General features: G+C 37.7%; 23 protein-coding genes. 18 read left to right on the top strand and 5 right to left on the bottom strand.

Annotated features, from left to right (window positions below; translation table 11 throughout):
* Positions 1–35: 35 nt before the first annotated feature.
* Positions 36–701 (bottom strand): hypothetical protein, encoded by a 666-nt coding sequence (locus ACI6PS_RS07375; protein ID WP_421011911.1) that lies wholly within the window; start codon positions 699–701, stop codon positions 36–38.
* Positions 702–999: 298 nt separating this feature from the next.
* Here ACI6PS_RS07375 and ACI6PS_RS07370 point away from each other — a divergent pair, with 298 nt between their 5' ends.
* From ACI6PS_RS07370 to ACI6PS_RS07355, 4 genes are all read left to right on the top strand, one after another.
* Positions 1,000–1,428 carry a hypothetical protein gene (locus ACI6PS_RS07370; protein ID WP_421011910.1) on the top strand — a complete coding sequence of 143 codons (429 nt, stop codon included), beginning with the start codon at positions 1,000–1,002 and terminating at the stop codon, positions 1,426–1,428.
* 258 nt (positions 1,429–1,686) lie between these two features.
* Complete coding sequence (locus ACI6PS_RS07365) at positions 1,687–2,250, top strand: tetratricopeptide repeat protein (RefSeq protein WP_421011909.1); 564 nt, start codon at positions 1,687–1,689, stop codon at positions 2,248–2,250.
* Positions 2,251–2,261: 11 nt separating this feature from the next.
* On the top strand, positions 2,262–2,456 hold the full coding sequence (locus ACI6PS_RS07360) for a hypothetical protein (RefSeq protein WP_421011908.1): 195 nt from the start codon (positions 2,262–2,264) through the stop codon (positions 2,454–2,456).
* 3 nt (positions 2,457–2,459) lie between these two features.
* Positions 2,460–2,921 (top strand): hypothetical protein, encoded by a 462-nt coding sequence (locus tag ACI6PS_RS07355; protein ID WP_421011907.1) that lies wholly within the window; start codon positions 2,460–2,462, stop codon positions 2,919–2,921.
* Between the two features lie 30 nt (positions 2,922–2,951).
* On the opposite strand, the gene ACI6PS_RS07350 is transcribed toward ACI6PS_RS07355, so the two are convergent.
* A complete protein-coding gene (locus tag ACI6PS_RS07350) occupies positions 2,952–5,339 on the bottom strand; it encodes a DUF5686 family protein (protein ID WP_421011906.1) in 2,388 nt (795 codons plus the stop codon).
* A gap of 186 nt (positions 5,340–5,525) precedes the next feature.
* On the opposite strand from ACI6PS_RS07350, the gene ACI6PS_RS07345 reads away from it, so the two are divergent.
* The 5 genes from ACI6PS_RS07345 to ACI6PS_RS07325 all read left to right on the top strand — a co-directional run bounded on the left by ACI6PS_RS07345 (position 5,526) and on the right by ACI6PS_RS07325 (position 11,123).
* Positions 5,526–5,795 (top strand): hypothetical protein, encoded by a 270-nt coding sequence (locus tag ACI6PS_RS07345; protein WP_421011905.1) that lies wholly within the window; start codon positions 5,526–5,528, stop codon positions 5,793–5,795.
* A gap of 124 nt (positions 5,796–5,919) precedes the next feature.
* A complete protein-coding gene (gene rmuC / locus ACI6PS_RS07340; protein ID WP_421011904.1) occupies positions 5,920–7,293 on the top strand; it encodes a DNA recombination protein RmuC in 1,374 nt (457 codons plus the stop codon).
* Positions 7,294–7,304: 11 nt separating this feature from the next.
* Entirely contained in the window at positions 7,305–7,850 is a 546-nt protein-coding gene (locus tag ACI6PS_RS07335) for an acyl-CoA thioesterase (RefSeq protein WP_421011903.1), read from the top strand.
* 126 nt (positions 7,851–7,976) lie between these two features.
* On the top strand, positions 7,977–9,086 hold the full coding sequence (locus ACI6PS_RS07330; RefSeq protein ID WP_421011902.1) for a hypothetical protein: 1,110 nt from the start codon (positions 7,977–7,979) through the stop codon (positions 9,084–9,086).
* 30 nt (positions 9,087–9,116) lie between these two features.
* Positions 9,117–11,123, top strand: a complete 2,007-nt coding sequence (locus ACI6PS_RS07325) for an FG-GAP-like repeat-containing protein (protein WP_421011901.1) — start codon at positions 9,117–9,119, stop codon at positions 11,121–11,123.
* 66 nt (positions 11,124–11,189) lie between these two features.
* On the opposite strand, the gene ACI6PS_RS07320 is transcribed toward ACI6PS_RS07325, so the two are convergent.
* Both ACI6PS_RS07320 and ACI6PS_RS07315 read right to left on the bottom strand, forming a co-directional pair.
* Entirely contained in the window at positions 11,190–12,029 is an 840-nt protein-coding gene (locus tag ACI6PS_RS07320; RefSeq protein ID WP_421011900.1) for a DUF5777 family beta-barrel protein, read from the bottom strand.
* Between the two features lie 52 nt (positions 12,030–12,081).
* Entirely contained in the window at positions 12,082–12,471 is a 390-nt protein-coding gene (locus ACI6PS_RS07315; RefSeq protein ID WP_421011899.1) for an OB-fold protein, read from the bottom strand.
* 94 nt (positions 12,472–12,565) lie between these two features.
* Here ACI6PS_RS07315 and ACI6PS_RS07310 point away from each other — a divergent pair, with 94 nt between their 5' ends.
* From ACI6PS_RS07310 to ACI6PS_RS07270, 9 genes are all read left to right on the top strand, one after another.
* Positions 12,566–12,928 carry a hypothetical protein gene (locus ACI6PS_RS07310; protein WP_421011898.1) on the top strand — a complete coding sequence of 121 codons (363 nt, stop codon included), beginning with the start codon at positions 12,566–12,568 and terminating at the stop codon, positions 12,926–12,928.
* A gap of 14 nt (positions 12,929–12,942) precedes the next feature.
* Positions 12,943–13,482 (top strand): YceI family protein, encoded by a 540-nt coding sequence (locus tag ACI6PS_RS07305; protein WP_421011897.1) that lies wholly within the window; start codon positions 12,943–12,945, stop codon positions 13,480–13,482.
* Positions 13,483–13,548: 66 nt separating this feature from the next.
* Positions 13,549–13,959 carry an SRPBCC domain-containing protein gene (locus ACI6PS_RS07300; protein WP_421011896.1) on the top strand — a complete coding sequence of 137 codons (411 nt, stop codon included), beginning with the start codon at positions 13,549–13,551 and terminating at the stop codon, positions 13,957–13,959.
* 23 nt (positions 13,960–13,982) lie between these two features.
* Positions 13,983–14,384, top strand: coding sequence for a hypothetical protein (locus tag ACI6PS_RS07295; RefSeq protein ID WP_421011895.1), 402 nt, complete (start codon positions 13,983–13,985; stop codon positions 14,382–14,384).
* Positions 14,385–15,066: 682 nt separating this feature from the next.
* The gene (locus ACI6PS_RS07290; RefSeq protein WP_421011894.1) at positions 15,067–15,753 is read left to right on the top strand and encodes a hypothetical protein; all 687 of its coding nucleotides are present in this window, start codon (positions 15,067–15,069) and stop codon (positions 15,751–15,753) included.
* Positions 15,754–16,013: 260 nt separating this feature from the next.
* Complete coding sequence (locus ACI6PS_RS07285; protein WP_421011893.1) at positions 16,014–17,687, top strand: hypothetical protein; 1,674 nt, start codon at positions 16,014–16,016, stop codon at positions 17,685–17,687.
* A gap of 19 nt (positions 17,688–17,706) precedes the next feature.
* Complete coding sequence (locus tag ACI6PS_RS07280; protein WP_421011892.1) at positions 17,707–18,285, top strand: DUF6705 family protein; 579 nt, start codon at positions 17,707–17,709, stop codon at positions 18,283–18,285.
* 193 nt (positions 18,286–18,478) lie between these two features.
* The gene (locus tag ACI6PS_RS07275) at positions 18,479–19,018 is read left to right on the top strand and encodes a hypothetical protein (protein ID WP_421011891.1); all 540 of its coding nucleotides are present in this window, start codon (positions 18,479–18,481) and stop codon (positions 19,016–19,018) included.
* A gap of 144 nt (positions 19,019–19,162) precedes the next feature.
* Positions 19,163–20,812, top strand: a complete 1,650-nt coding sequence (locus ACI6PS_RS07270; protein WP_421011890.1) for an aryl-sulfate sulfotransferase — start codon at positions 19,163–19,165, stop codon at positions 20,810–20,812.
* 87 nt (positions 20,813–20,899) lie between these two features.
* Here ACI6PS_RS07270 and ACI6PS_RS07265 read toward each other — a convergent pair whose 3' ends face one another.
* On the bottom strand, positions 20,900–21,910 hold the full coding sequence (locus ACI6PS_RS07265) for a 3-oxoacyl-ACP synthase III family protein (protein ID WP_421011889.1): 1,011 nt from the start codon (positions 21,908–21,910) through the stop codon (positions 20,900–20,902).
* Positions 21,911–21,945 lie beyond the last annotated feature (35 nt).

Here is a 21,945-nt window from a genome sequence, read left to right as displayed (position 1 = left end):
GTCCAGCTCTACAGCCAGACCTTTTTCATTTTATATTAATCCTCCCCACCCTGATTACCCGATCTCATTCTCATAATCAGCTTCGGCATCGAATACAAATCTTTTCTTTTCTCCTTCGCAAAAACAATCTTGCCCGCCTTCATAATATGCTGTACCATTTTTCGAAGCTTCTTATATTCCTTCTCATTAGCCGCCGTCAGTTTCACACCATCATCCATCAACTCATTCTGTCTTTCATTAAGAAAATGAAGCTTTTCAGCAGTATCCACTAAAGAATCCGGATACTCAGCCTTCACACCCTTAACAGCAAGAGTCGCAAGATTATTCTTCGTCACAACCGCCAAATCTTTCAAACCCTCACGGGCCCCTTCAATATCAAGCTTGTTCAACTTAGATTTCACCTTCGTAATCAGTGATGCATCAACACCAGCACTTTTAAACTTAAACGACAACGTGTTCATCTCAGTATTCGTTTCATCCGCACAAAGATAAAGCCTCTTCGTCGCATCCATCTGCTCCAGCGTCTTCGGATACTTCCTGTCAAGCTGTTCCACAATTACAATCTGATCAACAAAATCCTTCAAAAACTCCTTGTCAAACTCCTCAAAAACCGCTGCAATAGCCTCTCGGTCGCTAGCAAATCTAATCTTCACAAAAGCCGCCCCCGTGGCAACTTCATCATTCCTCAATCTGTAATACATAATTTAATGGTTTTAAAATTTATTTTTATGGCTTTGTTAAGGGGTGTGAAAGCGCTCTTGTTTCTGTTTTTTTCTCTTTTCTATTGTTTCATCTACTAATTCGAAAATAATAAATTTAACTTTATGATTACGGATTGTTTTTATTTTTTTTTAATTTTTTTTTGATAATGGAGATTTGTGTTAAAATTATAGTTTAAGAATTATTTATTTTGAGATGTTTTGTAGGTTTTTTTGGTATATTTGGGAAACTAAAAAATTTAGCAGGAACTTTTTAAAATCACACTCAACGATTAAATAAATGGGAAGAACAAGAAAAATCCAAATTGAATGGAGTTATCCAATTAAAGTTGATTCCGCATTGACAAAAGAAAGATGCATACAAAGTTTTGGAATCTATTACATTAGCAGAAAGTTTGGCAACAAAGAAACCCTCCTTTACATTGGATTAACTTTAAATCAAAACTTCATTAATAGAGTTCTTCAACATCACAAAAACTGGATGGGAAATTATCGTGGAGAAAAGTATATCCGTTTTGGAGAATTTCCTATTGGAAAACCTGTTACTAGACACATGATTGAAGATATTGAAAGTTGCATTATATTTGAATTACAACCTATCCAAAATATCAATAAAAAGTCAAGTTATACATGTAATAATGAATATGAAATTTCGAATATAGGCTATCGAGGAGTTATTCCAAAAGAGATTTCAACTAAGAACCATTAAAGCTTGTGCTAACAGCCAGTACTGAAATTGTGGATTTTTCGGCAAATTGAACACCCAACAGTTAGCGTGGATTTACAATCCGTGCCGACAAAGAAATTAATAGTAATTGTGATTTTGATGATGGGCACGGATTGTAAATCCATGCTATCGAGTTACGGAAAACCATAATTTTGCATTTGAAATTATTATTACATTGCGGGAAGTTTCAAACTGTTGACTTGAACTAACGGTTATTAAAAATCTCAAAAAAAATTTATTATGAAAATTTTATTTGCCTTTATTGTTTTTTTCTCTTTTACTTCTTGTCAGAATTCCGTAAAGCCTGACTATGATATAAATGATATATATGTAGAAACTGATAGTTTAGAAAACTTACCAAAAGAAAAACCAATCACAGACACAGTTATTGAAAATAGAGGAATGGTTGTAAAACCAATTATCTATGAGCGTGATACAGTCAAAGCTATTGAACTCAAAAATACTGCACTGGATCTTTTAATAAACAACGGCAACCTACGTAATGCGCAAAGCAAAATATATCAATCGATAATGTATAATCCTCAAGATGCAGATGCTCTTTATATTTTAGGAAACATAGAAGAAAAAATGGTTAAATATGACGAAGCATATAAAAGTTATACACGTGCTATTGAACTTAATCCTAATCATATTGATGCAATTATGAAATGTGCAATTCTTGCAAGCAAAACTGAGACTAAATTTTCATCTTGCTACTATCTACATCAGGCTTGTAACTTAGGAGATCCAAAAGCTTGTGAAGGTGTTGCTAAATTTTGTACAAATAAAAATTCTTACGAATAAATAAATCAATTATGGAGAAACAAAAAATAGAAGATCTCATTCAAAAAATGCAAAATTCTATCAGCTTGAAAGAAATGAAGGAAGCACGTAATGAAATTAATCAGACCCCCCCCGCTCCCGCGCGAATCCCTTCGCGTGGGCAAAATAAAAACATAAATCAAAATGAAATCATCATAACCACTTCCCTAATCAATTTTAGAATCTAAAAAATGGCTACAACAGACGAACACATTGATTTTAACTTTGTAAAACCTACCTTATACTTTTCTATTGCCGGCTTATTTATGTCCGGTTTTACACTTTTCTTTATGATTTTACTTCAAATTGCTCTAGAGAGAAGTGGTGTTGGCTGTACTGCTTTTTGGTACAACTCTTTTTTGTTTTCGGGTCTGTTGGCAATTCTTCTACCTGTACTTTTTTGCCTTCATATAAAACATCTGCCTCATAAAAATGGACTGCTCTTGAAAATCATCCTATTCAATGCTTTGGAATATTTTTTTATACAAATAGGTCTTGGTCATTTTTCTTCAGACGTAAAAATGCTTTGTCATGGCAGTGATGGCCAAAATGGATTGGAATTGGTTTTTAATGGATGGCTTGCGCTTCCTGTCCTTATTAGTTTTGCCTTTCTTTTCAATTATTTACTGGATGTGAGAAATACATCTGTATAAAAAAACACTGCCTTTCGACAGTGTTTTTTTTTATTTAACCGAAAAGCTCAAACTCAATTTATACACCAAATTATCCTTTGATTCTGGCAATTCATATTCTCCATAACGGTAATAGATTCCGGCACCAAGACCAATATAGCCTACGTTCATATAATTCATCTTTAGAAGATTGTCTACTTGGAGACCGCTTTCCATAAAGATCTTGTTTTTGGTTTTATAGGGCGTCAGCTGGTTGCTGATTTTGTTTTTATCGGATAGATCGCCCCAGCCAAAATTGTTATGGAGCGTGATACCCGGCTGGAACTTTCCGGTCTTGATGAGCAATCCACCAAAGTTGTGCGAGAGGAACAGGTTGGCATATCGATCGGAAAGGAATTCGTAGGGACGCATCGTTTGGAAATAATTCGGAATCATGTACGGATACTCCTTGTCATAGCTTCCTTCGCCCGTGAAGAGCAGTCCGTATGGCAACGGATTGTCGATGTAACCAAGGTCCAGGCGGTATTTTGTGTTTCCGAAATTCTTGGTAAAGAACGTTTGCTCGATTCGGGCTTCGATCTTGTCGTAATTGAAATCACTGTTCATAACGTCCTTGATTCCCTTTGAGTAGGAAAGCGACAGGACAGGATAGGTAGTGCCCAGCGAAAGGCGCTGGTTGAAGGACGTGACGAGCTTTTCCCTAAAGGCAAAACGCAAATCAACACGCACATTACTGTCCTTGTAATCAGTATAGATTTGTCCGTTATCGTGGAATTCTGTGAGGTAAGTAGGTGTCGTTTCAGATTGAGCAAAGGTGACTTTCCACTTCAAATAGCGGAACGATCGGGCTTCGATGTTGAAACTCGCCTGCCTGATGTTGTCCATCAAAAAGGCCTGAAAATTCCGAAAGTTGAGCATGTTCTGGATGGAATAATTCAGCCCGTAATTGCCTGCTTCCACAAGATTGTCCTGGTATTTTGCGCCCATCTTGAATTCGTATTTCTTAGAAAAGGTATAGAGGACTTCTCCGCCGTATTTCCATTCGTAGTCTTTGGTTCCGTAGCCAAAGAATCCGCCGAGGGTAAGGTTTTCAAAGAGCTTTTCGTTGGTATAAACGCCAAGTCCCAAACGGTAGCCTTCGTATTTGTTATAGACGATGGTCTTGGCAAGATCGAGGTCGAAAATCCCGACACCTAATTTGAACTGGGTGAGTTTTTCCATCGTGGTGAGTATCCTGTCAAAATTGTGCTTCTTCCCTACACTATCGACCACGCGGTAGGTTATCTTTTCGGTATCCGACAGCTTTTCGATGCGGTACTTCTCCCAAAAAAGGCTGTCGCGTTTGGTGGCCAACTTGTCGATACTTACGGATTCTATTGCAAATTCTTTCCTGCGCAACGGGATGTCGGTTTGCACTTCGCTGATGTAGCTTCTTCCGTCCACGACCATTTTTAGTTCTGGAAAAATGAGGGCATAATTGAGCTGTTCTGGAAACCAGTATTTGTTGTTGACAAAGTTGTATTGCTGCTGGATCTTGATTTCGATCTTTCCTTTTTCGAAAGGAGTTGCGATGACATTCTGCACCGCATATTGATTCGTATTGATGGACAGCGTTCCTTTTAATCCTTCGAAGTTCTTGTTCTTTTGGGGTTGGAACGAAATCACATACACCGTATCGCGGTTTTGATAAATCGTATCTTCGATCTTGAAGCGGTATTTGTTCAAACTTCCCTTGCTGATGGGATTCAGGTATTGGATGTCGAAGAGTTTGATGTTGTCCTTGTAAAAAGAAAACGGTTGCAAATCGGTTGCCAGGGAAGCAAACGACGGATTTTGAAAGCCCGATACTTTGGTGGCTGTGACGATTTCCTCACTGATATCGGGCGCGATGAATTTGCGTTCGGAAACGGATTCCATCATAAAAAGCGGACTGTCCTTGAGGAGTTTTCCTTTCATCTTTCTGTTGAGGCTGTCGCTTTTGGTCGTGCCATCGGTTTTGATATCGTACACTACCTTATTATAGGAAGTATATTTGAAGGTGGCGATGTTCTCGGGATTGTTTTTGTATTTGTTGGCAATGACGTTTCGGATGATGCGGTTGGCAGGATTTTCGCCCGGCCTGATGACTACTTCGTCTAATGCATCGGCGGAAGCCTTAAGATAAACGGTAAGACTCTTGCCTTTTTGAAGTTTTAACGTTTGGGTTTCGTACCCGATGTAGGTAACCGTCGCAGTGGTTAATTCCTGCGTGGAAGTAAAGCTGAACCTACCGTCGATATCCGAAGATGCGTAGAGCTTCTGGTTGTTGTTGAAAATAAAATTGGCAAAGGCAAGCGGTTCTTTCGTTTCGGCATCGAGCACTTTTCCTGAAATGGTTTGGGCATAGGAAACCTGCATGCACAAGAGCAAAACGAACAAAATTCGTAATAAGTTATTCATTTGTAGGGGTTTGTTTTTTGGTTTTACAAATATAAAAGAAAAATTGATTTGGGTATTTTTTAAGAATTTTAATACGTTAAAATAATCATAATGAAATTCTATAAAATAATTATAAAATTACATAAGCCGTTGAGAATGAGTTAGAGTAATTTAGTATCAGATTAATAACCCCAAAAATCGAAAGCTATGAAAACCCTATCTCTAATATTATCAATCGTTGTATTCTTTGCATCCGGTTACTTTTTTGTTGTTGACTTTACTGCCTCAACCGAAACGAATTATTTAATTTATATGGCGCTTCTTGTCATCCTAATGTTGATCTGCGTGGTAGGCGTATTGATCAATCTGCCGATGATTTTGAGAGAAAGACGCAAAATGAAAGTACTGATTTACAACAGCTACTCTAAGAAAAGAATCCAAAACAGAGAGTTCGACCGACAGTTCGGAATTTCTTAACCATAATATCACTAAACCAACCTTTGACCAACTTGATTGAAAAAACGGCTCTATTATTTGGGCCGTTTTTTTTATGCTGATTTGTACAGTTTGCTTACTTTTACTTTCCTTAAAATAAGCCAGAATGAACAGCACCATCCTTACGATTATCGTTTTTATTATTGCCTTGGCTATAGGCATCTACCTTGGAAAACTATTATTTTCAGCACGCTTTCAATCGGAGAAAATTGGTTTGGAAGAGAAACTTATCGGCTTGACCGCCCAACATAATATCCTGAAAGAACAATTGGTAAACGAAAAGATTTCGGCTGAAAAACAATTGTTGCAATTGGCCGAAGAGAAAGAAAACATCCGTACCGAAAAAGATTCCTTAGCCATTCAATTATCTAAAAAAGAAGTCGATTTTGAAAATCTGTGGGAACGAAATGCTGAGCAGAAGCAGGAAGTAGAAAAACTTCAGGAGAAATTTACCAAGGAATTTGAAAACCTTGCGAACAAGATACTGGAAGAAAAAACCAATAAGTTTACCGAACAGAATCGTGAGAATATGAAAAATATCCTTTCGCCTTTGCAGGACAAGATTCATTTGTTTGAGAAAAAAGTAGAAGACACCCACAAGGAAAGCATCGATTATCATGCGGCTTTGCGTCAGCAGATTTTAGGCTTACGCGAAATGAACGAGCAGATGAGCAAGGAAACCATCAACCTTACCAAGGCTTTGAAAGGAGACAGCAAGATGCAGGGAAACTGGGGCGAACTTGTTTTGGAACGCGTTTTGGAAAAATCGGGATTGGAGAAAGGACGCGAATACGATGTACAGCAAAGTTTCACCAATACTGATGGACAGCGTGTTTTTCCAGATGTAGTGGTGAATCTCCCAGATGGCAAAAAGATGATTATCGACTCAAAAGTTTCGCTCACGGCGTATGAAAAATACATCAATGAAGAAAGTGACTTGTTGAAAATTACCTATTTGAAAGAACATGTAAGTTCTATAAAACGCCACGTGGAGCAATTGGGCGAAAAAAATTACCACGACCTATACCAGATAGAAAGCCCGGATTTTGTGTTGCTTTTTATCCCGATTGAGCCGGCTTTTGCGAGTGCATTGAACGAAGACACGACATTATACAACCGTGCTTTCGAAAAGAATGTAGTGATTGTGACCCCTTCCACCCTATTGGCAACCTTGAGAACAATCGACAGCATGTGGGCCAACCAAAAGCAACAGGAAAACGCTTATGAAATTGCGCGTCAGGCGGGAGCGTTGTATGATAAATTTGAAGGTTTTATATCTGATTTAGTGAAAATCGGCAAGAAAATGGAAGAGGCCAAAACCGAATATGGCAACGCAATGAACAAGCTTGTGGACGGAAAAGGAAACCTGATTACAAGTGTCGAAAAGCTTAAGAAAATGGGGGCAAAAGCCAAGAAAGCCTTACCCGAAAATATCTTAAAAAGAGCTTCGGACGACGAAAACGAACTTCTAGAAAACTAAATCCTTTGCTTATGGAATTCAAAACGGTAGAATCCTCAAAAGTTACGCTCTCGGAATTGATGCTGCCTTCGCATTCCAACTTCAGTGGAAAAATTCACGGCGGTTATATTTTGTCTTTGATGGACCAAATTGCGTTTGCAAGCGCTTCCAAATATTCTGGTTTTTATTGTGTTACGGCTTCTGTTGATACGGTTGATTTTTTGAATCCGATAGAAATTGGCGAGTTGGTCACGTTGAAAGCAACTGTGAATTATGTGGGAAGAAGTTCAATGATTGTGGGCATTCGGGTAGATTCAGAGAATATCCAAACCGGAAAAGTGAAGCATTGCAATTCGTCCTATTTTACAATGGTCGCAAAAGACAACGAAGGTAAAACGGCGGCGGTTCCCGGACTTATACTTTCCGACGATGAGGAAATTAGGCGCTTTTATAATTGCATCAAGCAAATCTCACTCAAAAAACGAAAAAATCATCATGAGGAAGTATTTGATTACAAATCAGATAGAGCTCTTAAAGGGCTTGAGAATTATAATGTTAAGCTTCAAATAAAGGAATAAACCTTCGCAAGACCTTATATTCATTGATACCTTACTATATTCTGAAAACTATTGAGCATATAGTAGCTATTTTTTATTAATGTTACGAAATAATTATTATTTTTGGTGGGATTATTAAAATTTCCAATGAAACATAATTACCTAATTATTTCTATCTTTTTTTTATTCGCTATTGGTCTAACTTCTTGTTCAGATAAAGACGACGAATACACTCCAATTGAAGAACCTATTGAAGAAGAGCCAATTGAAGAATCTCCTGTAGTTCTTGATTTATCAAGAGTTCCTTATCAAACATTGTCAGAATACAAGCTTTTTGAAGGAGAAATGAAAAATCAAGATCCTTCGCTTGGGGTTTTGCCTTACGAACCCATCAGCCAGCTTTTTACAGATTATGCCCATAAGAAACGCTTTGTTTGGATGCCAAAAGATGTAAAAGCCACCTATACTAGCGATGGAAAAATTCTTGATTTCCCTACTGGAACTGTTTTAGTAAAAACGTTTTACTATGATAATGTTCTTCCTTCCAATACCACAAAAATAATTGAAACCCGTTTGCTGATAAAAAAAGCAGATGGATGGGTTTTTGGCGAATATGTTTGGAATGAAAACCAGACAGAAGCTACCCTACAAACAACAGGAAGCTATGTTGACTTAGAATGGATGGAAGGCAATATTCAGAAAAGTACAACTTATAGAATACCTTCTGAAGCCGAATGTTTTACTTGCCACAAATCGGGATTAAATATTGTTCCTATTGGTACAAAACCACAAAACTTAAACAGCACTTTTGCTTTCGCTGATGGCGTTAAAAACCAATTAGCTAAATGGGTTGAAATGGGTTACTTGAACAGTGACTATCCTGCCGACATCACTACAGTAGTAAACTGGAAAGACACTTCTTTGGATATAGGATTAAGAGTACGTTCCTACCTTGATATAAACTGTGCACATTGCCATCAGGAAGGAAGCTACTGCGATTACAGGCCTATGCGATTTGCTTTTAGCGAAACGACAAACCCTGCAAATCTAGGAATCTGTATTACGCCAGATCAAAATCTTGGTAACGGTTTAACCCAGATCGTTTTTCCTGGAAGACCTCAGCGATCTGTTTTAGATTATAGAATTAATTCTACCGATGAGGCTACAAGAATGCCTTTATTAGGCAGAACATTAGTGCACGAAGAAGCCGCAGAAATGATAAATCAATGGATCACACAACTTGAAGGTTGTGAATAACACTTTTAATCCCTAAAATCAAATGTCAATATGAAAAAAATTTTACTTTTATTTTTATTATCAATAACCTCTTTTGTCGTTAACGGACAAAATACCTGCGCCACTGCATTGCCGGTAACAGCAGGTATTACTGTTATTGATGCTATAAACGGCAGTCAAGCGCCTTCTCCAGTATGCATAAGTGGCGGAACTGTTGCCACAGCAGGAGAATGGTATGTTTATACTCCTGTTGGAAATCATACAGTAACCGTAACTACTGATCTGAATATCAATATCGGTGATGATCCACGCGTGCACATATACAAAGGATCTTGCGAAAATCTTATTTGTGTTACAGGTGATGATGACAGCGGAATTCTTGGAAATCCTGATGCACTTTGTGTTGTAACATTTGATGCTTTATCCGGAAACTCATACTACATCGCCTTTGACGACAAATGGGATTCAAACGGAATCACTTTTAAATTAATCGAAAACGAATACATCCCACAGCCACTTTCTGTAGTTTCATTCACACAACAGCCTATTTCAATTCAAGGTTTCTACAAAGACTGTGTGGTTGACATGAATGGAGACTACCTAGACGATATCGTTTCGGTTAGCAATGGTCAGGTCCATATGTTGCTTCAAACAACAAGTGGCACATTCCAATCTATAAACCGTACTACTCCTACAACTAATTTTCAACCATCCTGGAGTATTGCCGCGGGCGATATTAACAAAGACGGATTTAATGATTTATTATATGGAGCAGGTCAAGGAGTGGCATTTATGTTGCAAAACAGCACTCAGACAGGTTTCAACATGCAGTCAACACCTGAATATGTTTTCTCTCAACGTTCGAATTTTGTAGACATCAACAACGACGGACATTTAGATGCATTTGTATGCCATGACGTAGATCCAAATGTTAGATACATGAATGACGGAAATGGCAATTTCACATTCTTTCAAGGAGGAATGGGTGACTATGAGCCTGGAGGAAATTATGGTTCTATCTTTGTAGATTATGACAACGATGGCGATATGGATTTATTTATTGCCAAATGTGGTAGCGGACCTATTGACGAGCTTCACCGAAACAACGGCGATGGAACTTTTACAGATGTGAGTATCGCAGCAGGAATGGCAGAACCTTCTCAATCATGGTCGTCTGCATGGGCCGATTTTGATAACGATGGAGATATGGATGCAATGATTGGAGCCAGTAATAATTTTAGCGGCGGACACAAATTGAGACGCAACAACGGTGATGGAACATTTACCGACATCACTTTAGGTTCTGGACTTGATGTTTTTACCCCAACAAATATCGAAAACGTAGCACATGACTTCAACAATGATGGCTGGGTAGATCTTTTTATGGGCGGAAACACAATCATGATCAATAATGGAAATATGACCTTTACTCCAAATCCTATCAATACAGATGTAGGATCTATTGGAGATTTGAATAATGATGGTTTTCTTGACATTCAATTAGGAGACAATATTTACTTCAATAACGGTAATGACAACAACTGGCTGACTGTAAACCTAGAAGGAGTAACAAGTAACAGAAACGGAATTGGAGCACGAGTGGAGCTATACGGAGCTTGGGGAAAACAAATCCGTGATGTAAGAAGCGGTGATGGTTTTAGACACATGAGCACGTTGAACACTCATTTTGGTATTGGCGAAGCCGATGCAATTACAAAACTTGTAATCAAATGGCCTTCTGGAATAATTGATGAAATTTTGAATCCCAACATCAACGAAAGGATTTTGGTTGTAGAAAGCAGCACTCTTGGAATTAATCCTTCTATGGATAGCAAATTCTCGATATATCCAAACCCAACAAAGAATATCCTGAACATTCAATCGGATCTATTTGAAATTAAATCGGCAACGGTTTATGACATTACGGGAAGGATCGTGATCATTTCGAAAGCAAACAACAATAGCATTGATGTTCACACATTAGCTGCGGGAACATACATCCTTTCGTTGACGGATACTGAAGGCAAAAGCCATACTCAGAAATTCATTAAGAACTAAATGATATAATCTTTCATAAAAAAAGAGTCCTCAACGGGACTCTTTTTTTTGTGCTATGATTTGCTTTTAGAAAACTCTTGATAAATTAAATCCAAAGAAAACATCTCCTTTTGTCCAATCTCCAGTAGTTTGACCTAGATATCCTGCTTCATGTATGCCTTGCGAACTCGTGAAATGCATTTGAAAAACGTGGCCCCCTGTTTCTAAATCTACACCAATTGAAAGAGGGTTTTTATATATGGAACTGCTTGTCCTATTTAAGTGTGCCGCATAATCTACATTGATGGACCATCTGCTGGCAACCTTGTATCTTCCTCCTATTCCTATTGCGTATTGGCTGTTGTCCTGCAAATCATTCTCTACAAAATTTTCATGGAAATAAGTAGGCGCCAATTCTAACGATAACTTATCTGAGAATTTTCGGGACACCAATACCTGCGTTACATAGGTCAGCCTGTTTTCAAATGACATGTTTGGATAATTGCTTTCCTTTAACGTATTATTGATGGCAACACTATTAAACCCTACGATTGTAAACGGAAAACCATCCTTGATCTGGTTCTGCAACCTGTATTTTACTGAAAAGTCATAGGCCAATTCGCTTCTTGCGGCGCTCAACGTTAGCCATTCCTTTACTCCATATAAAAACTTAATTTGCGTATTGGCATTGTCCAAACCATAAAAACCTTCAAATCCATCCTTTACCGAACCAAAACGGTGGGCTACTATAAAATACATATCGCCCTTTGCCGCCAACTTCGTTGATTCGAGGTTGATTATTTTTAAAGCTTTAAAAGCCGATTCCACTTTTTCATTGGTAGTTGTTGAATCGATTTCGGCCAAAAGATCGTCCTGAGCAAATGACATCATTGGAAAAAGCAACAGTAGTAGTAAATGTTTTTTCATAAATAGAAATTAATGGTTTTTGTAAAACTTACGTAATAATTTGGATTTGGGTTTAGTTAGAAAGTGTGGCCTGATCTACTTTAAATTCTTCCAACAAGTCATCATAACCTACAAATCTTCCTTTTACTTTTATGGAATCATTGGCATTTATTTTTGGAAGGATCGAATCTAAAAAAACTACCGATAATTTTTCATCAACAATGATCGTATGCGACGAAGCATCCAAATTGCTCACTTTCCCGTATATCTCAACAGTCTTGTCTGCATATTTTGAATTTGCCAAACTATCGTTTTCAGAAAACTCTTTTGACAAACCAGAAACAGACATCTTAAAATCAGCACTTTCCGAAGCAATATCTCGATGGCCTTTATAGGCATAAAAATATACGGCGGCACTTGCAACGAGAACAATTCCAATGAAGATCAATATCTTGTTTTTCATTTTATTATTTTTTTGGCACAAATTTAATTAAATTATTTACCTATGCTTATTATCTTAAGTTTATTATCTAATTTTGAGGAAAAATAATACCTATATGAATTTAAAAAACCCCCTGCTTCTCGTTTCGCTTGCTTTGGTTTTCACAAGTTGCACAAACGACAGCACCAGTGATTTGACCGAAGCAATTCCTGCCGATGAAACCATAACTTTTAGCAGAGTAAGAACCATTATGCAGTCAAATTGCACCTCTTGCCACGGCGCGACACCTACTAGTGGTGCTCCTAACTCACTTGTTACCTATAACGATGTAAAGACTGCCATACTCGAAAGCGACTTAATAGGAAGAATGTCTGTAGAGAATGGTGGCGATGGCCTTATGCCGGAAGGCGGACCAAGACTGCCTCAAACTACAATTGACTTGGTCATCAAATGGCAAGCAGACGGGTTTCAAGAATAATAAACAAACACATCATGAAAAAAATAGTATTACTTAGTTTCCTATTGTGTGCAACAACCCTCTTTGCACAGGAAAAAATGATTACCAAAACGGGGAAAATCACCTTTGAGGCCACTGTCCCATCGTTTGAAGAAGTAAAAGCCAAGAACGACGGTGCAACTTTTATATTAAATGCAAAAACGGGAGAGGTGGCGAGTCTTGCCCTAATGAAGGGTTTTAGGTTCAAAATTGCCTTGATGGAGGAGCACTTTAATGAAAATTATGTGGAGAGCGACAAGTTTCCAAAAGCTACTTTTAAAGGAAAAATTGAGAACTTTGATGTAAAATTACTTACGGACAAGCCAAAGGATTTTACCATAAAGGGAAAGCTGGAATTACACGGAAAATCTAAAGATATTACTTCAACCGCCAAGATCAGAAAGACCGATGCCGGAATTGAAATCATTTCGAACTTTAGCGTAAATGCGAGCGATTTTGACATAAGCATTCCAAATGTGGTCAAAAATAAAGTATCAAACAAGATCGATATCAAATCGGAATTTACCGTTAAATAATACTCAAAGCATATTGCAAACAGCAATGTTTCGCTTTTACAATCATTATAAACCAAATTAAAAAACATGGAAAAAATTACTGTTAGCACTACGGTCAATGCCTCAATAGAAAAGGTTTGGAACATTTGGACAAATCCCGAGCACATTATCGTCTGGAACACACCGTCGGAAGATTGGCACACTACCTTTGCCGAAAATAATTTGACTGTGGGCGGACAATTCAAATCGACTATGGCGGCCAAGGACGGTAGCATGAGTTTTGATTTTGAAGGTGTTTATACCGCTATAGATACACTGGAAAAAATTGCCTATAAAATAGCCGACGGACGTGAAGTGACCATCTGGTTTGATGATTTGGGCGACCGCGTCAAGATAACCGAAACCTTTGATCCAGAAGGCATAAACCCAATCGAGATGCAAAAGGCAGGATGGCAGGCCATCATGGACAGCTTTAAAAATCATGCCGAAAGCATTTAATACTCACCCCTAAAACCAAAGACATGATTAGAAAAATTCTGGCCGTTATTGGCGGACTCGTTGCAGGCGGTATAGTGATTACATTGGTAGAAATGGTTGCCCGACAGCTGCACCCGTTTCCAGAAGGAATAAAAATGGACGACTTTGCCGCATTGGCAGAGCACGCCAGCAAGGCTCCCCTTTCGGCACAAATTGCAATCCTAGTGGGATATGCGCTTGGCGCCATTACAGCGGGCTTCGTTGCAACAATTATTGCGAAAGATGGAAAGAAAATCTATGCTACCATCTGCGCGTCCTTGTTTATTATATCCACAATAATCAACCTATCCATGATCGAGACACCAATTTGGTTCTGGATAATAGCACTCTTGCTCTGGATACCTTTGGCACATTTAGGACATCGATTGGCTTCTAAAAAAGCATAGCCTATCATCGTCTTATTTTTCTACGCATGTAAGGCTTTATAGAAAAGACAAATAGAATAACGGCAGTTTTTATAAACATCAAAAGCACTGCGTTATTTTTTTTGTCTTTTTTTTATTTTCATCATTCCTCATTTTGGTTTTTTTTCTTCATTCTCTTCATCATTTAAAAAAATAACGGAACTGTTCCAATGCCTATATTTTTTTTAGAATGAACGTTGGAACTATTCCAATGCTTATATTTTTTCAATAATGGATGCAGGAACTGTTCCATTATTCATAATTTTTTCAGAATGGACATTGGAACAGTTCCAAAGCTTATATTTTTTTCAAAATGAACGTTGGAACTTTTCCAGTGCTTGATTCATTTTTCAAATACTCAAAAACAAATTATCTGTATTCACTTTTTTAGATGTAAAGATTCAAAACCTTTTCAAGCTTCCTTTTTAAAATAATTATTTAAAAAAACAAGGCAGTACCTTTAAATAAATATTCAAACACAACCTATATTATCGTTTATATATTTTATGTTGCATTTAAAAACAATACCGTTGAATCCGTTTTATAAAAACCAAAAAAGCATTATTGAAATTAAATGTTGATATAAAAATATTTTAATATCTATTTTAAGTATATAATGTTTTTTTTATTAATTTCATCTTAATAAATTTTAAAAAAAATTGACATGGAAAATTCAAAAACAGAACAAAACGAAAATGTAAACCACAAAAAAACGGCTGTATTGCCTACTACGGAGATTGATTTAGGCACTGTTGCCAGTAGCGCTAGCAAAAAATGGCTCGACTCACCGTGGCTCACCCTGCTTTGGATGAAGGCTCCAGACTTTGCCACTAAGGTGGCCTTGTTTGAAACAACGGTAGATTCGCGTAGAGTTACAGGCTCTACACGTCCGCAAATTACCAAGTCCTTGAGGCTTCTTAACCGTGAGATAGAAGATTCTTTGACCTATGTCAAGAATTATATCATTGAAAAGCACAAGAAAGAAACCGCAAAAAGTTATTTTCCTTCTTTTGGGATGGTGGTCAAGGGAAAAGGCTATATCCTGCCGAGGGACCAGAACAGCCGTTCGAAAGCATTGAAGATGATGATTGAGGCGTGTGTTGAAAACGATTTTAAATCCAAGGAGTATGGAACCGGCTATTGGGAAGACGTAAAAGACAGATTTGACAGCCTTTTGGAACTGGCTTCCAGTACAGACGGAACCGTTTCCTTGAAAGTAGGCGACAAAAACATCTTGAAAAAGGAGGTAAAAAAAGTATTGAACGCGCTTATTGGCGTAATCAAATCCAATTATCCCGATACCTACAAGCATGAACTTCGCAGTTGGGGTTTCCAGAAAGAAAAGTATTGATTTTAAAAAAGCCCGAAAGGGCTTTTTTATTTTAATCCTTGCTAAAACCCGCTTCTTTTATCTTTCAAACAAAAAAAGAATGTCAAGTTTGCAACCATCCTATTGTCATTCCGACGAAGGAGGAATCACATAAAGTAGAGCGGTAAAATAAACATCCAAACTATTGTGCTGTGATCTCTACTAACGGTCCTATCGTCATTCCGACGAAGGAGGAATCACATAAAGTAGAGCGGTAAAATAAGCATCCAAACTATTGTGCTGTGATCTCTACTAACGGTCCTATTGTCATTCCGACGAAGGAGGAATCACATAAAGTAGAGCGGTATTATGACATGACAAAAAAACCAAAACAATTACAAAAACACTTATTACTGTTGATGATGTTTCTCTTCGGAACATTTATTTTCTCCTGCGAGAATGATGAAATTTTGATTGAAGAAAAAACAACACCCGTCATTAGCCAAGAGCTTGACATAACAGTAGTGAACACTACATTTGCAGAAGCAGGAGAGAAATTTAACCAAATTGCAAGAAGCCATAACTTAGAAAGCCATAAAAAGTTATTTTCTTATGCAGGTATCGAAAAAAGCAATTCCTCTGGCGGTATTGTCATTATTTCTGAAGAAGTAAAAGAAATAAAACGAGGCGACTATACCTCCTATACCATGCTGATTGAACCAAAGGATATAGCAAGCAATATCTTCTATAACCTGACTATCGAGGAGGAAAAGGGTGTTACCAAACTGTTTATCACTAAATACGACCCTACTGATGCTTGGCTTCAAAACAACAACATGCGCTTTGAAGGACAAATTACCACTTTCAGGATTAATGATTTGCAAACTGCTCTCGACAGGATTGACACGCCCATTATGAGTGGTACCGAAGGTGGAGGCATGATGACCTATCCTACTGATTGCGATGGAACAGTTGTAGCGACTCTTGTAATAGAAGAAGTTCGATGTGGCTGCGGAGATGGTATGGCAGACAATTGTACTGGATGTAATATCCCTCCTTATTTCCCCTACTATGACTATAAATTTGTTTATGAATGTATTCCAAACTCCCCACCACCTAATGGCAATCCATTTACAAATCCTCCAGGAGGTGTTCCAAGCACTCCTACTCCTCCTAGTAGTGGTGGTTCTGCTGGCAACCCACCTTCTACAACTTCACCGGCTGGAAACAATCCTTCTTTGACGGCTCCTATACCGCCAAACAATACAACACCAAGCTCTTCGCCTCCGTGTATCACTCTTAAGAAAAACACGAGTGACGATGTAACCTACAAACAGAAATTTAGGGCCTTGAACACACCTGCAAATTATAATAAGAATCACGAAACAGGTTTTTTCAAGGTAGGCAGTTCCTATGTTGATGGTGTACCAAATCCTACAAATCATTCTATAATAATTCCTCAAAATGCAAAAAATGGAACACATGTTCATAATAACCAGCCAAAAACGTATATTAGTAATGGTCAAGCTTATGATGGTGCAATAAAAATGCTTTCTATTATTGATTTACGCTCAATGATTAGAACCATGCAACCACAAAACGCTGATGCCAAGGATACCTTTGTGGCTATGCTGTCAAATGAGGGGATATTTGCCATAACAATTTTAGAACCAATTGAATGGAATCCAGAACTAAGAAAAAAATTAGAAACTTTTGAGAAAAATTATAAAAAAGATGTTGATCTTTTTATAACTAATTATAATGGTTATAATGCTACTTCTAGAAAAAACTTCCTGACAAAATTGTTCCTGAAAGGTCTGAAAGATGCTGGCTTGAACAACAAGATAGGCTTATTTGAAGGAGTAGTTGAAACTGGAACAGATACAAACATTAACAACTATAAAATAAATTGGACCAGGAAGACTTTAAAATCGGTGACTTTTGGATATAATGTAATATCAGAACCATGTAATTAATCATTAAAAATTTAGAGATATGAAAAATCTATTTAAAATAATTTGCTTGCTTCTACTAACATTGGAAGCCAGTTGCCAGACATTACCTTTATTAACTCCCAGTTTTGATATTTCAACCGGAGCGTACTTAAAAGACCTAGATAATGAACTACCGTATTGGGTGGGGACTTGGAAAGGTGTTTCTGGGAACAGAGAATATACCTTTCAGTTTACCAGCTTTCCACATCATTTAAACTCTTTTTCAAATGGAGACTATTATTATATTGACGAGCTTAAAGGCAAATTCAAAGTAGTCGATCTAACAACCAATCAGGTTTTATATAATGATATGATGGTAACCAATTTTGAGGATTATAAGATTGGACTATCAGCTTATGGCACCAACATTGGGTATCGTTTTTATTACCGCGACGATGAAGCACATTGTGATAACTTTACAGGGTTCGTATTATTGAAAAGTTCTTCCAACTCCAACCAAATTACCTACACAGGATTTGAGTACTATCAGCTCCTTGAAGCCGATACTTGTCCTTATCAACAACAAAACATTCCTATGTTTTTACCAAAAGTGACTTTGACTTTGACACGACAGCCTTAGAAATTGAAACGGCTGGTTTTAAATAATAAAATCAGCCGTTTTATTATTCTGAACAAACTAATACCGCAATGAAATGTATAAAAAATTTTTATTTATTGTTTTAGGCTTTTTTTCCTTTCATTTCATTTATGCTCAAGATGAGATTACAAAGGGTATGTATGTTTCTGAAAACAAGTTAGAAAGTATTTACATTATGAAAAACAATACTTTTGGATATACTCGATATATAAATGATTCTCCCTATTTGCATAAAGATGATGTTATTGCAAAAAACCAGTGTGGCATTAGAGGATTTGCTGTAAATGAAAATGGATCAGGCATCTATAAAATACAAAATGATTCTTTAATCCTTACTTTTAATAACCCCCGATCGGCTTCACAAATTGACAGTATAATTGTAAGTGTTTTACCAAGTGAGAAGATTAGTGATTCAGTTAACCTGACACTTGAAAAGCATTATAATTATAAGGCTGCTGGTGGAATTGATATTACTGCTACCGATGAAAACAACACCGTTGTACTTTTCTCTGTTTTTGAAGATTTTTTTTCTCAAACCATCACTCCCGACAGATTTCCGCTGAGACTAAAAATCAATTATTCTGAAAAGCTGGTATTGGAAACTGCTCAACACTACAAAATTGATGTTTACATTAATTGCTTTAGAACGTATGGAATTATCCCTGGAACAACAAAAACATACAAACTTAAATCGCTTATTTATGATCATGAATAGAAACCTCATTTATTGAATATTCCTCCAGATTTAGATTCATTTCAAGAGCTCAATACGCACAAAAATCACTGTACATTTTTTGTTAAAATAATAGTTTAGTAAAGCAAACAATAAATATTATAGTAGTTTTGAAAGAAAAAAATAATGATTAAAAAACTACTACTTTATAGTTGCCTATTTTTGTTTTCGCTGACAGTAAAAGCACAAAATACCGTAGGGGTAATGCTCAACTCAGAATATGCCGCAGAAGGCTACACCCTTTTTACGGCACACACCAAAACTTTTTTGATAAACAATTGCGGCGAAGTCATCAAGCAATGGAACAGCGCCTATACTTATGGCAATTCAGTTTACTTATTAGAAAACGGAAACCTCTTAAGGGCTGGAAATACAGGAACTACCGACATTTTTTTTGGAGGACAGGGCGGTGTTGTAGAAATATTTAACTGGGAAGGAAATCTGATTTGGCAGTTTTTCTATGACACACCACAATACCGCCAGCACCACGACATCTATCCGATGCCAAATGGAAACATCCTGATTCTTGCCGCAAAAGTAATGTCAAATGCAGAGGCAATTCAGGCAGGTAGAAATCCGGCAATGTTGCTTCAGGGAACCTTATATTCTGAGGAAGTTTTTGAAATTGAACCTACGGGAACAAGTACTGGCAACATAGTATGGTCTTGGGACATCAAGAATCATCTTGTGCAGGATTTTGACGCATCTAAAAGTAATTATGGGATTGTCTCCGATAATCCAAACAAGCTAGACATTAATTTTACCAATGGTATGGCGGGAAATTCAAATTGGTTGCATGTCAATTCTATTCAATACAATCCCGTTTTGGATCAGATTGTTTTAAGCTCCCGCAACTTGAGTGAGTTTTGGATCATCGATCATTCTACCACTACAGCGGAAGCAGCAACTTCAGCGGGCGGTAATTACAACAAAGGTGGGGATATATTATACCGATGGGGAAATCCGCAGGCATATAAACGAGGCACAGAAGCCGATCGAAAATTGTTCGGTCAGCACTATGTAGATTGGATAGATCAAGGTTTGCAGGATGAAGGGAAGATCATCCTTTTTAATAACGGAAACGGCAGGGAGCCCCAATTTTCTGAAGTATACATCATGACACCGCCAAGTACTGCTCCTGGTGAATATATTTTAGAGCCTGGAACCACAACTACCTACGGACCGGTTGCTCCAGATTATATCTATTCTGACACAAGCAGTAATCCTTCGGTTTTCAATTCAAGTATTTTAAGCAGTGCACAACGATTGCCGAACGGAAATATTTTAATATGTGAAGGAATTAAGGGAAATTTCTTTGAAATTGACAGTGAAGAAAATATTGTTTGGAGATATTTGTCGCCAGTAAACAGCATCAACGGAACTATTGCAAGCCAAGGAGGCAACCCTCCCGCAGGACCGCAGGTGTTTAGAGCTACAAAATATGCTCCTGATTATATTGGTCTTGAAGGCAAGAATCTAATTGCGGGAAGTCCGATAGAATTAAACTCGGCTGCAAACGTAGCCTGTTCAGATTTAAATACTATTGAACATACATTAAGTGATTTTAAATTAAGCCCAAACCCAACTTCAAGTATTGTAAGAATTGAAACCAAATCGGAAATTCACAAAATAGAAGTATATAACATTCTAGGATCAAAAATGAACACCATTATAAATTCTAAAACTGTGGACTTGTCTGGTCTTGAGAGTGGCATTTATTTGATTAAAATGTTTTCTGAGGAAGCAGTGGTGACTAAGAAAGTCATCAAACAATAGATAACTAAATTAGAAAGGTCCAAAAACAAAAAATCCACATTCCAAATAAGCATTTATTTGGAATGTGGATTTTATAATTTTAAAACCTTACCACTTCATAATCACACTGCCCCAAGTAAAGCCACTACCAAAAGCCGCCAAAACTACCGTATCGCCCGATTTGATTTTTCCTTGTTCCCAAGCTTCGGTCAAGGCAATCGGAATAGACGCCGCCGTAGTGTTGCCATATTTCTGGATATTGTTATATACCTTATCATCCGTAAGTTTGAATTTCTGTTGGATGAATTGCGATATCCTCAAATTCGCCTGATGCGGAATCAGCATATCAATGTCCGATACTTGCAGGTTATTCGCCTGAAGCCCTTCGTTGATGACTTCTGCAAATCGGACTACCGCATTCTTAAAAACAAATTGCCCGTTCATATACGGCAAGTAGCTTTCGTCGTTTTCCGGGTCTTTATCTTCCAAAATATCCGTCACCCATCGGCCTCCCATACCGGGCGCCTTTACAATAAGTTCCTCAGCATGCTGTCCTTCCGAATGCAAATGGGTCGAAAGGATGCCTTTTGTATTATCCTCTTCACGGCTCAAAACCGCCGCCCCTGCTCCATCACCAAAAATAACCGAAACGCCTCGGCCACGCGTGGTCATGTCCAACCCTACCGAATGCACTTCGGAACCTATCACCAAAACATTCTTGTACATTCCGGTTTTGATGTATTGGTCGGCAATTGAAACGGCATACACAAACCCCGAACATTGGTTGCGGACATCGAGTGCACCAACGGTTTTCAATCCCAAATCCCTTTGCACCAAAACACCCGGCCCTGGAAAATAATAATCTGGACTAAGCGTAGCAAATATGATAAAATCGATATCTTCCTTTGACACTCCCGAACGTTCGATAGCAATCTTCGCCGCCTTCACGCCCATGCTTGTCGTGGTATCTTCTCCCCTAATGATGTGTCTTCGCTCCTGAATCCCCGTTCGTTCCTGAATCCATTCGTCATTCGTATCGATGATCTTGCTCAAATCATCATTCGTCACAATATTATCTGGGACATAATAACCCAATCCCGTTATCTTCGAATTGTACATATTTTGGTAGTTCGTTAAAAATGAATTATCTAAAT

It is taken from the genome of Flavobacterium sp. PLA-1-15, from assembly GCF_049060005.1.
Taxonomy (GTDB): Bacteria; Bacteroidota; Bacteroidia; order Flavobacteriales; family Flavobacteriaceae; genus Flavobacterium.
The sequence above is the reverse complement of the archived record's forward strand: the minus strand, read 5'-3'. Positions and strand labels throughout refer to the sequence as shown.

What these genes read in the sequence shown, in the direction of transcription:
- ACI6PS_RS07270 (WP_421011890.1), top strand. Translation starts at nt 19,163, where the DNA reads ATGATTAAAAAACTACTACTTTATAGTTGCCTATTTTTGTTTTCGCTG.
- ACI6PS_RS07315 (WP_421011899.1), bottom strand. Translation starts at nt 12,471, where the DNA reads ATGAAAAACAAGATATTGATCTTCATTGGAATTGTTCTCGTTGCAAGT.
- ACI6PS_RS07290 (WP_421011894.1), top strand. Translation starts at nt 15,067, where the DNA reads ATGGAAAATTCAAAAACAGAACAAAACGAAAATGTAAACCACAAAAAA.
- ACI6PS_RS07370 (WP_421011910.1), top strand. Translation starts at nt 1,000, where the DNA reads ATGGGAAGAACAAGAAAAATCCAAATTGAATGGAGTTATCCAATTAAA.
- ACI6PS_RS07280 (WP_421011892.1), top strand. Translation starts at nt 17,707, where the DNA reads ATGAAAAATCTATTTAAAATAATTTGCTTGCTTCTACTAACATTGGAA.
- rmuC (WP_421011904.1), top strand. Translation starts at nt 5,920, where the DNA reads ATGAACAGCACCATCCTTACGATTATCGTTTTTATTATTGCCTTGGCT.
- ACI6PS_RS07350 (WP_421011906.1), bottom strand. Translation starts at nt 5,339, where the DNA reads ATGAATAACTTATTACGAATTTTGTTCGTTTTGCTCTTGTGCATGCAG.
- ACI6PS_RS07305 (WP_421011897.1), top strand. Translation starts at nt 12,943, where the DNA reads ATGAAAAAAATAGTATTACTTAGTTTCCTATTGTGTGCAACAACCCTC.
- ACI6PS_RS07365 (WP_421011909.1), top strand. Translation starts at nt 1,687, where the DNA reads ATGAAAATTTTATTTGCCTTTATTGTTTTTTTCTCTTTTACTTCTTGT.
- ACI6PS_RS07265 (WP_421011889.1), bottom strand. Translation starts at nt 21,910, where the DNA reads ATGTACAATTCGAAGATAACGGGATTGGGTTATTATGTCCCAGATAAT.
- ACI6PS_RS07320 (WP_421011900.1), bottom strand. Translation starts at nt 12,029, where the DNA reads ATGAAAAAACATTTACTACTACTGTTGCTTTTTCCAATGATGTCATTT.
- ACI6PS_RS07375 (WP_421011911.1), bottom strand. Translation starts at nt 701, where the DNA reads ATGTATTACAGATTGAGGAATGATGAAGTTGCCACGGGGGCGGCTTTT.
- ACI6PS_RS07355 (WP_421011907.1), top strand. Translation starts at nt 2,460, where the DNA reads ATGGCTACAACAGACGAACACATTGATTTTAACTTTGTAAAACCTACC.
- ACI6PS_RS07310 (WP_421011898.1), top strand. Translation starts at nt 12,566, where the DNA reads ATGAATTTAAAAAACCCCCTGCTTCTCGTTTCGCTTGCTTTGGTTTTC.
- ACI6PS_RS07335 (WP_421011903.1), top strand. Translation starts at nt 7,305, where the DNA reads ATGGAATTCAAAACGGTAGAATCCTCAAAAGTTACGCTCTCGGAATTG.
- ACI6PS_RS07330 (WP_421011902.1), top strand. Translation starts at nt 7,977, where the DNA reads ATGAAACATAATTACCTAATTATTTCTATCTTTTTTTTATTCGCTATT.
- ACI6PS_RS07325 (WP_421011901.1), top strand. Translation starts at nt 9,117, where the DNA reads ATGAAAAAAATTTTACTTTTATTTTTATTATCAATAACCTCTTTTGTC.
- ACI6PS_RS07275 (WP_421011891.1), top strand. Translation starts at nt 18,479, where the DNA reads ATGAAAAACAATACTTTTGGATATACTCGATATATAAATGATTCTCCC.
- ACI6PS_RS07345 (WP_421011905.1), top strand. Translation starts at nt 5,526, where the DNA reads ATGAAAACCCTATCTCTAATATTATCAATCGTTGTATTCTTTGCATCC.
- ACI6PS_RS07300 (WP_421011896.1), top strand. Translation starts at nt 13,549, where the DNA reads ATGGAAAAAATTACTGTTAGCACTACGGTCAATGCCTCAATAGAAAAG.
- ACI6PS_RS07360 (WP_421011908.1), top strand. Translation starts at nt 2,262, where the DNA reads ATGGAGAAACAAAAAATAGAAGATCTCATTCAAAAAATGCAAAATTCT.
- ACI6PS_RS07295 (WP_421011895.1), top strand. Translation starts at nt 13,983, where the DNA reads ATGATTAGAAAAATTCTGGCCGTTATTGGCGGACTCGTTGCAGGCGGT.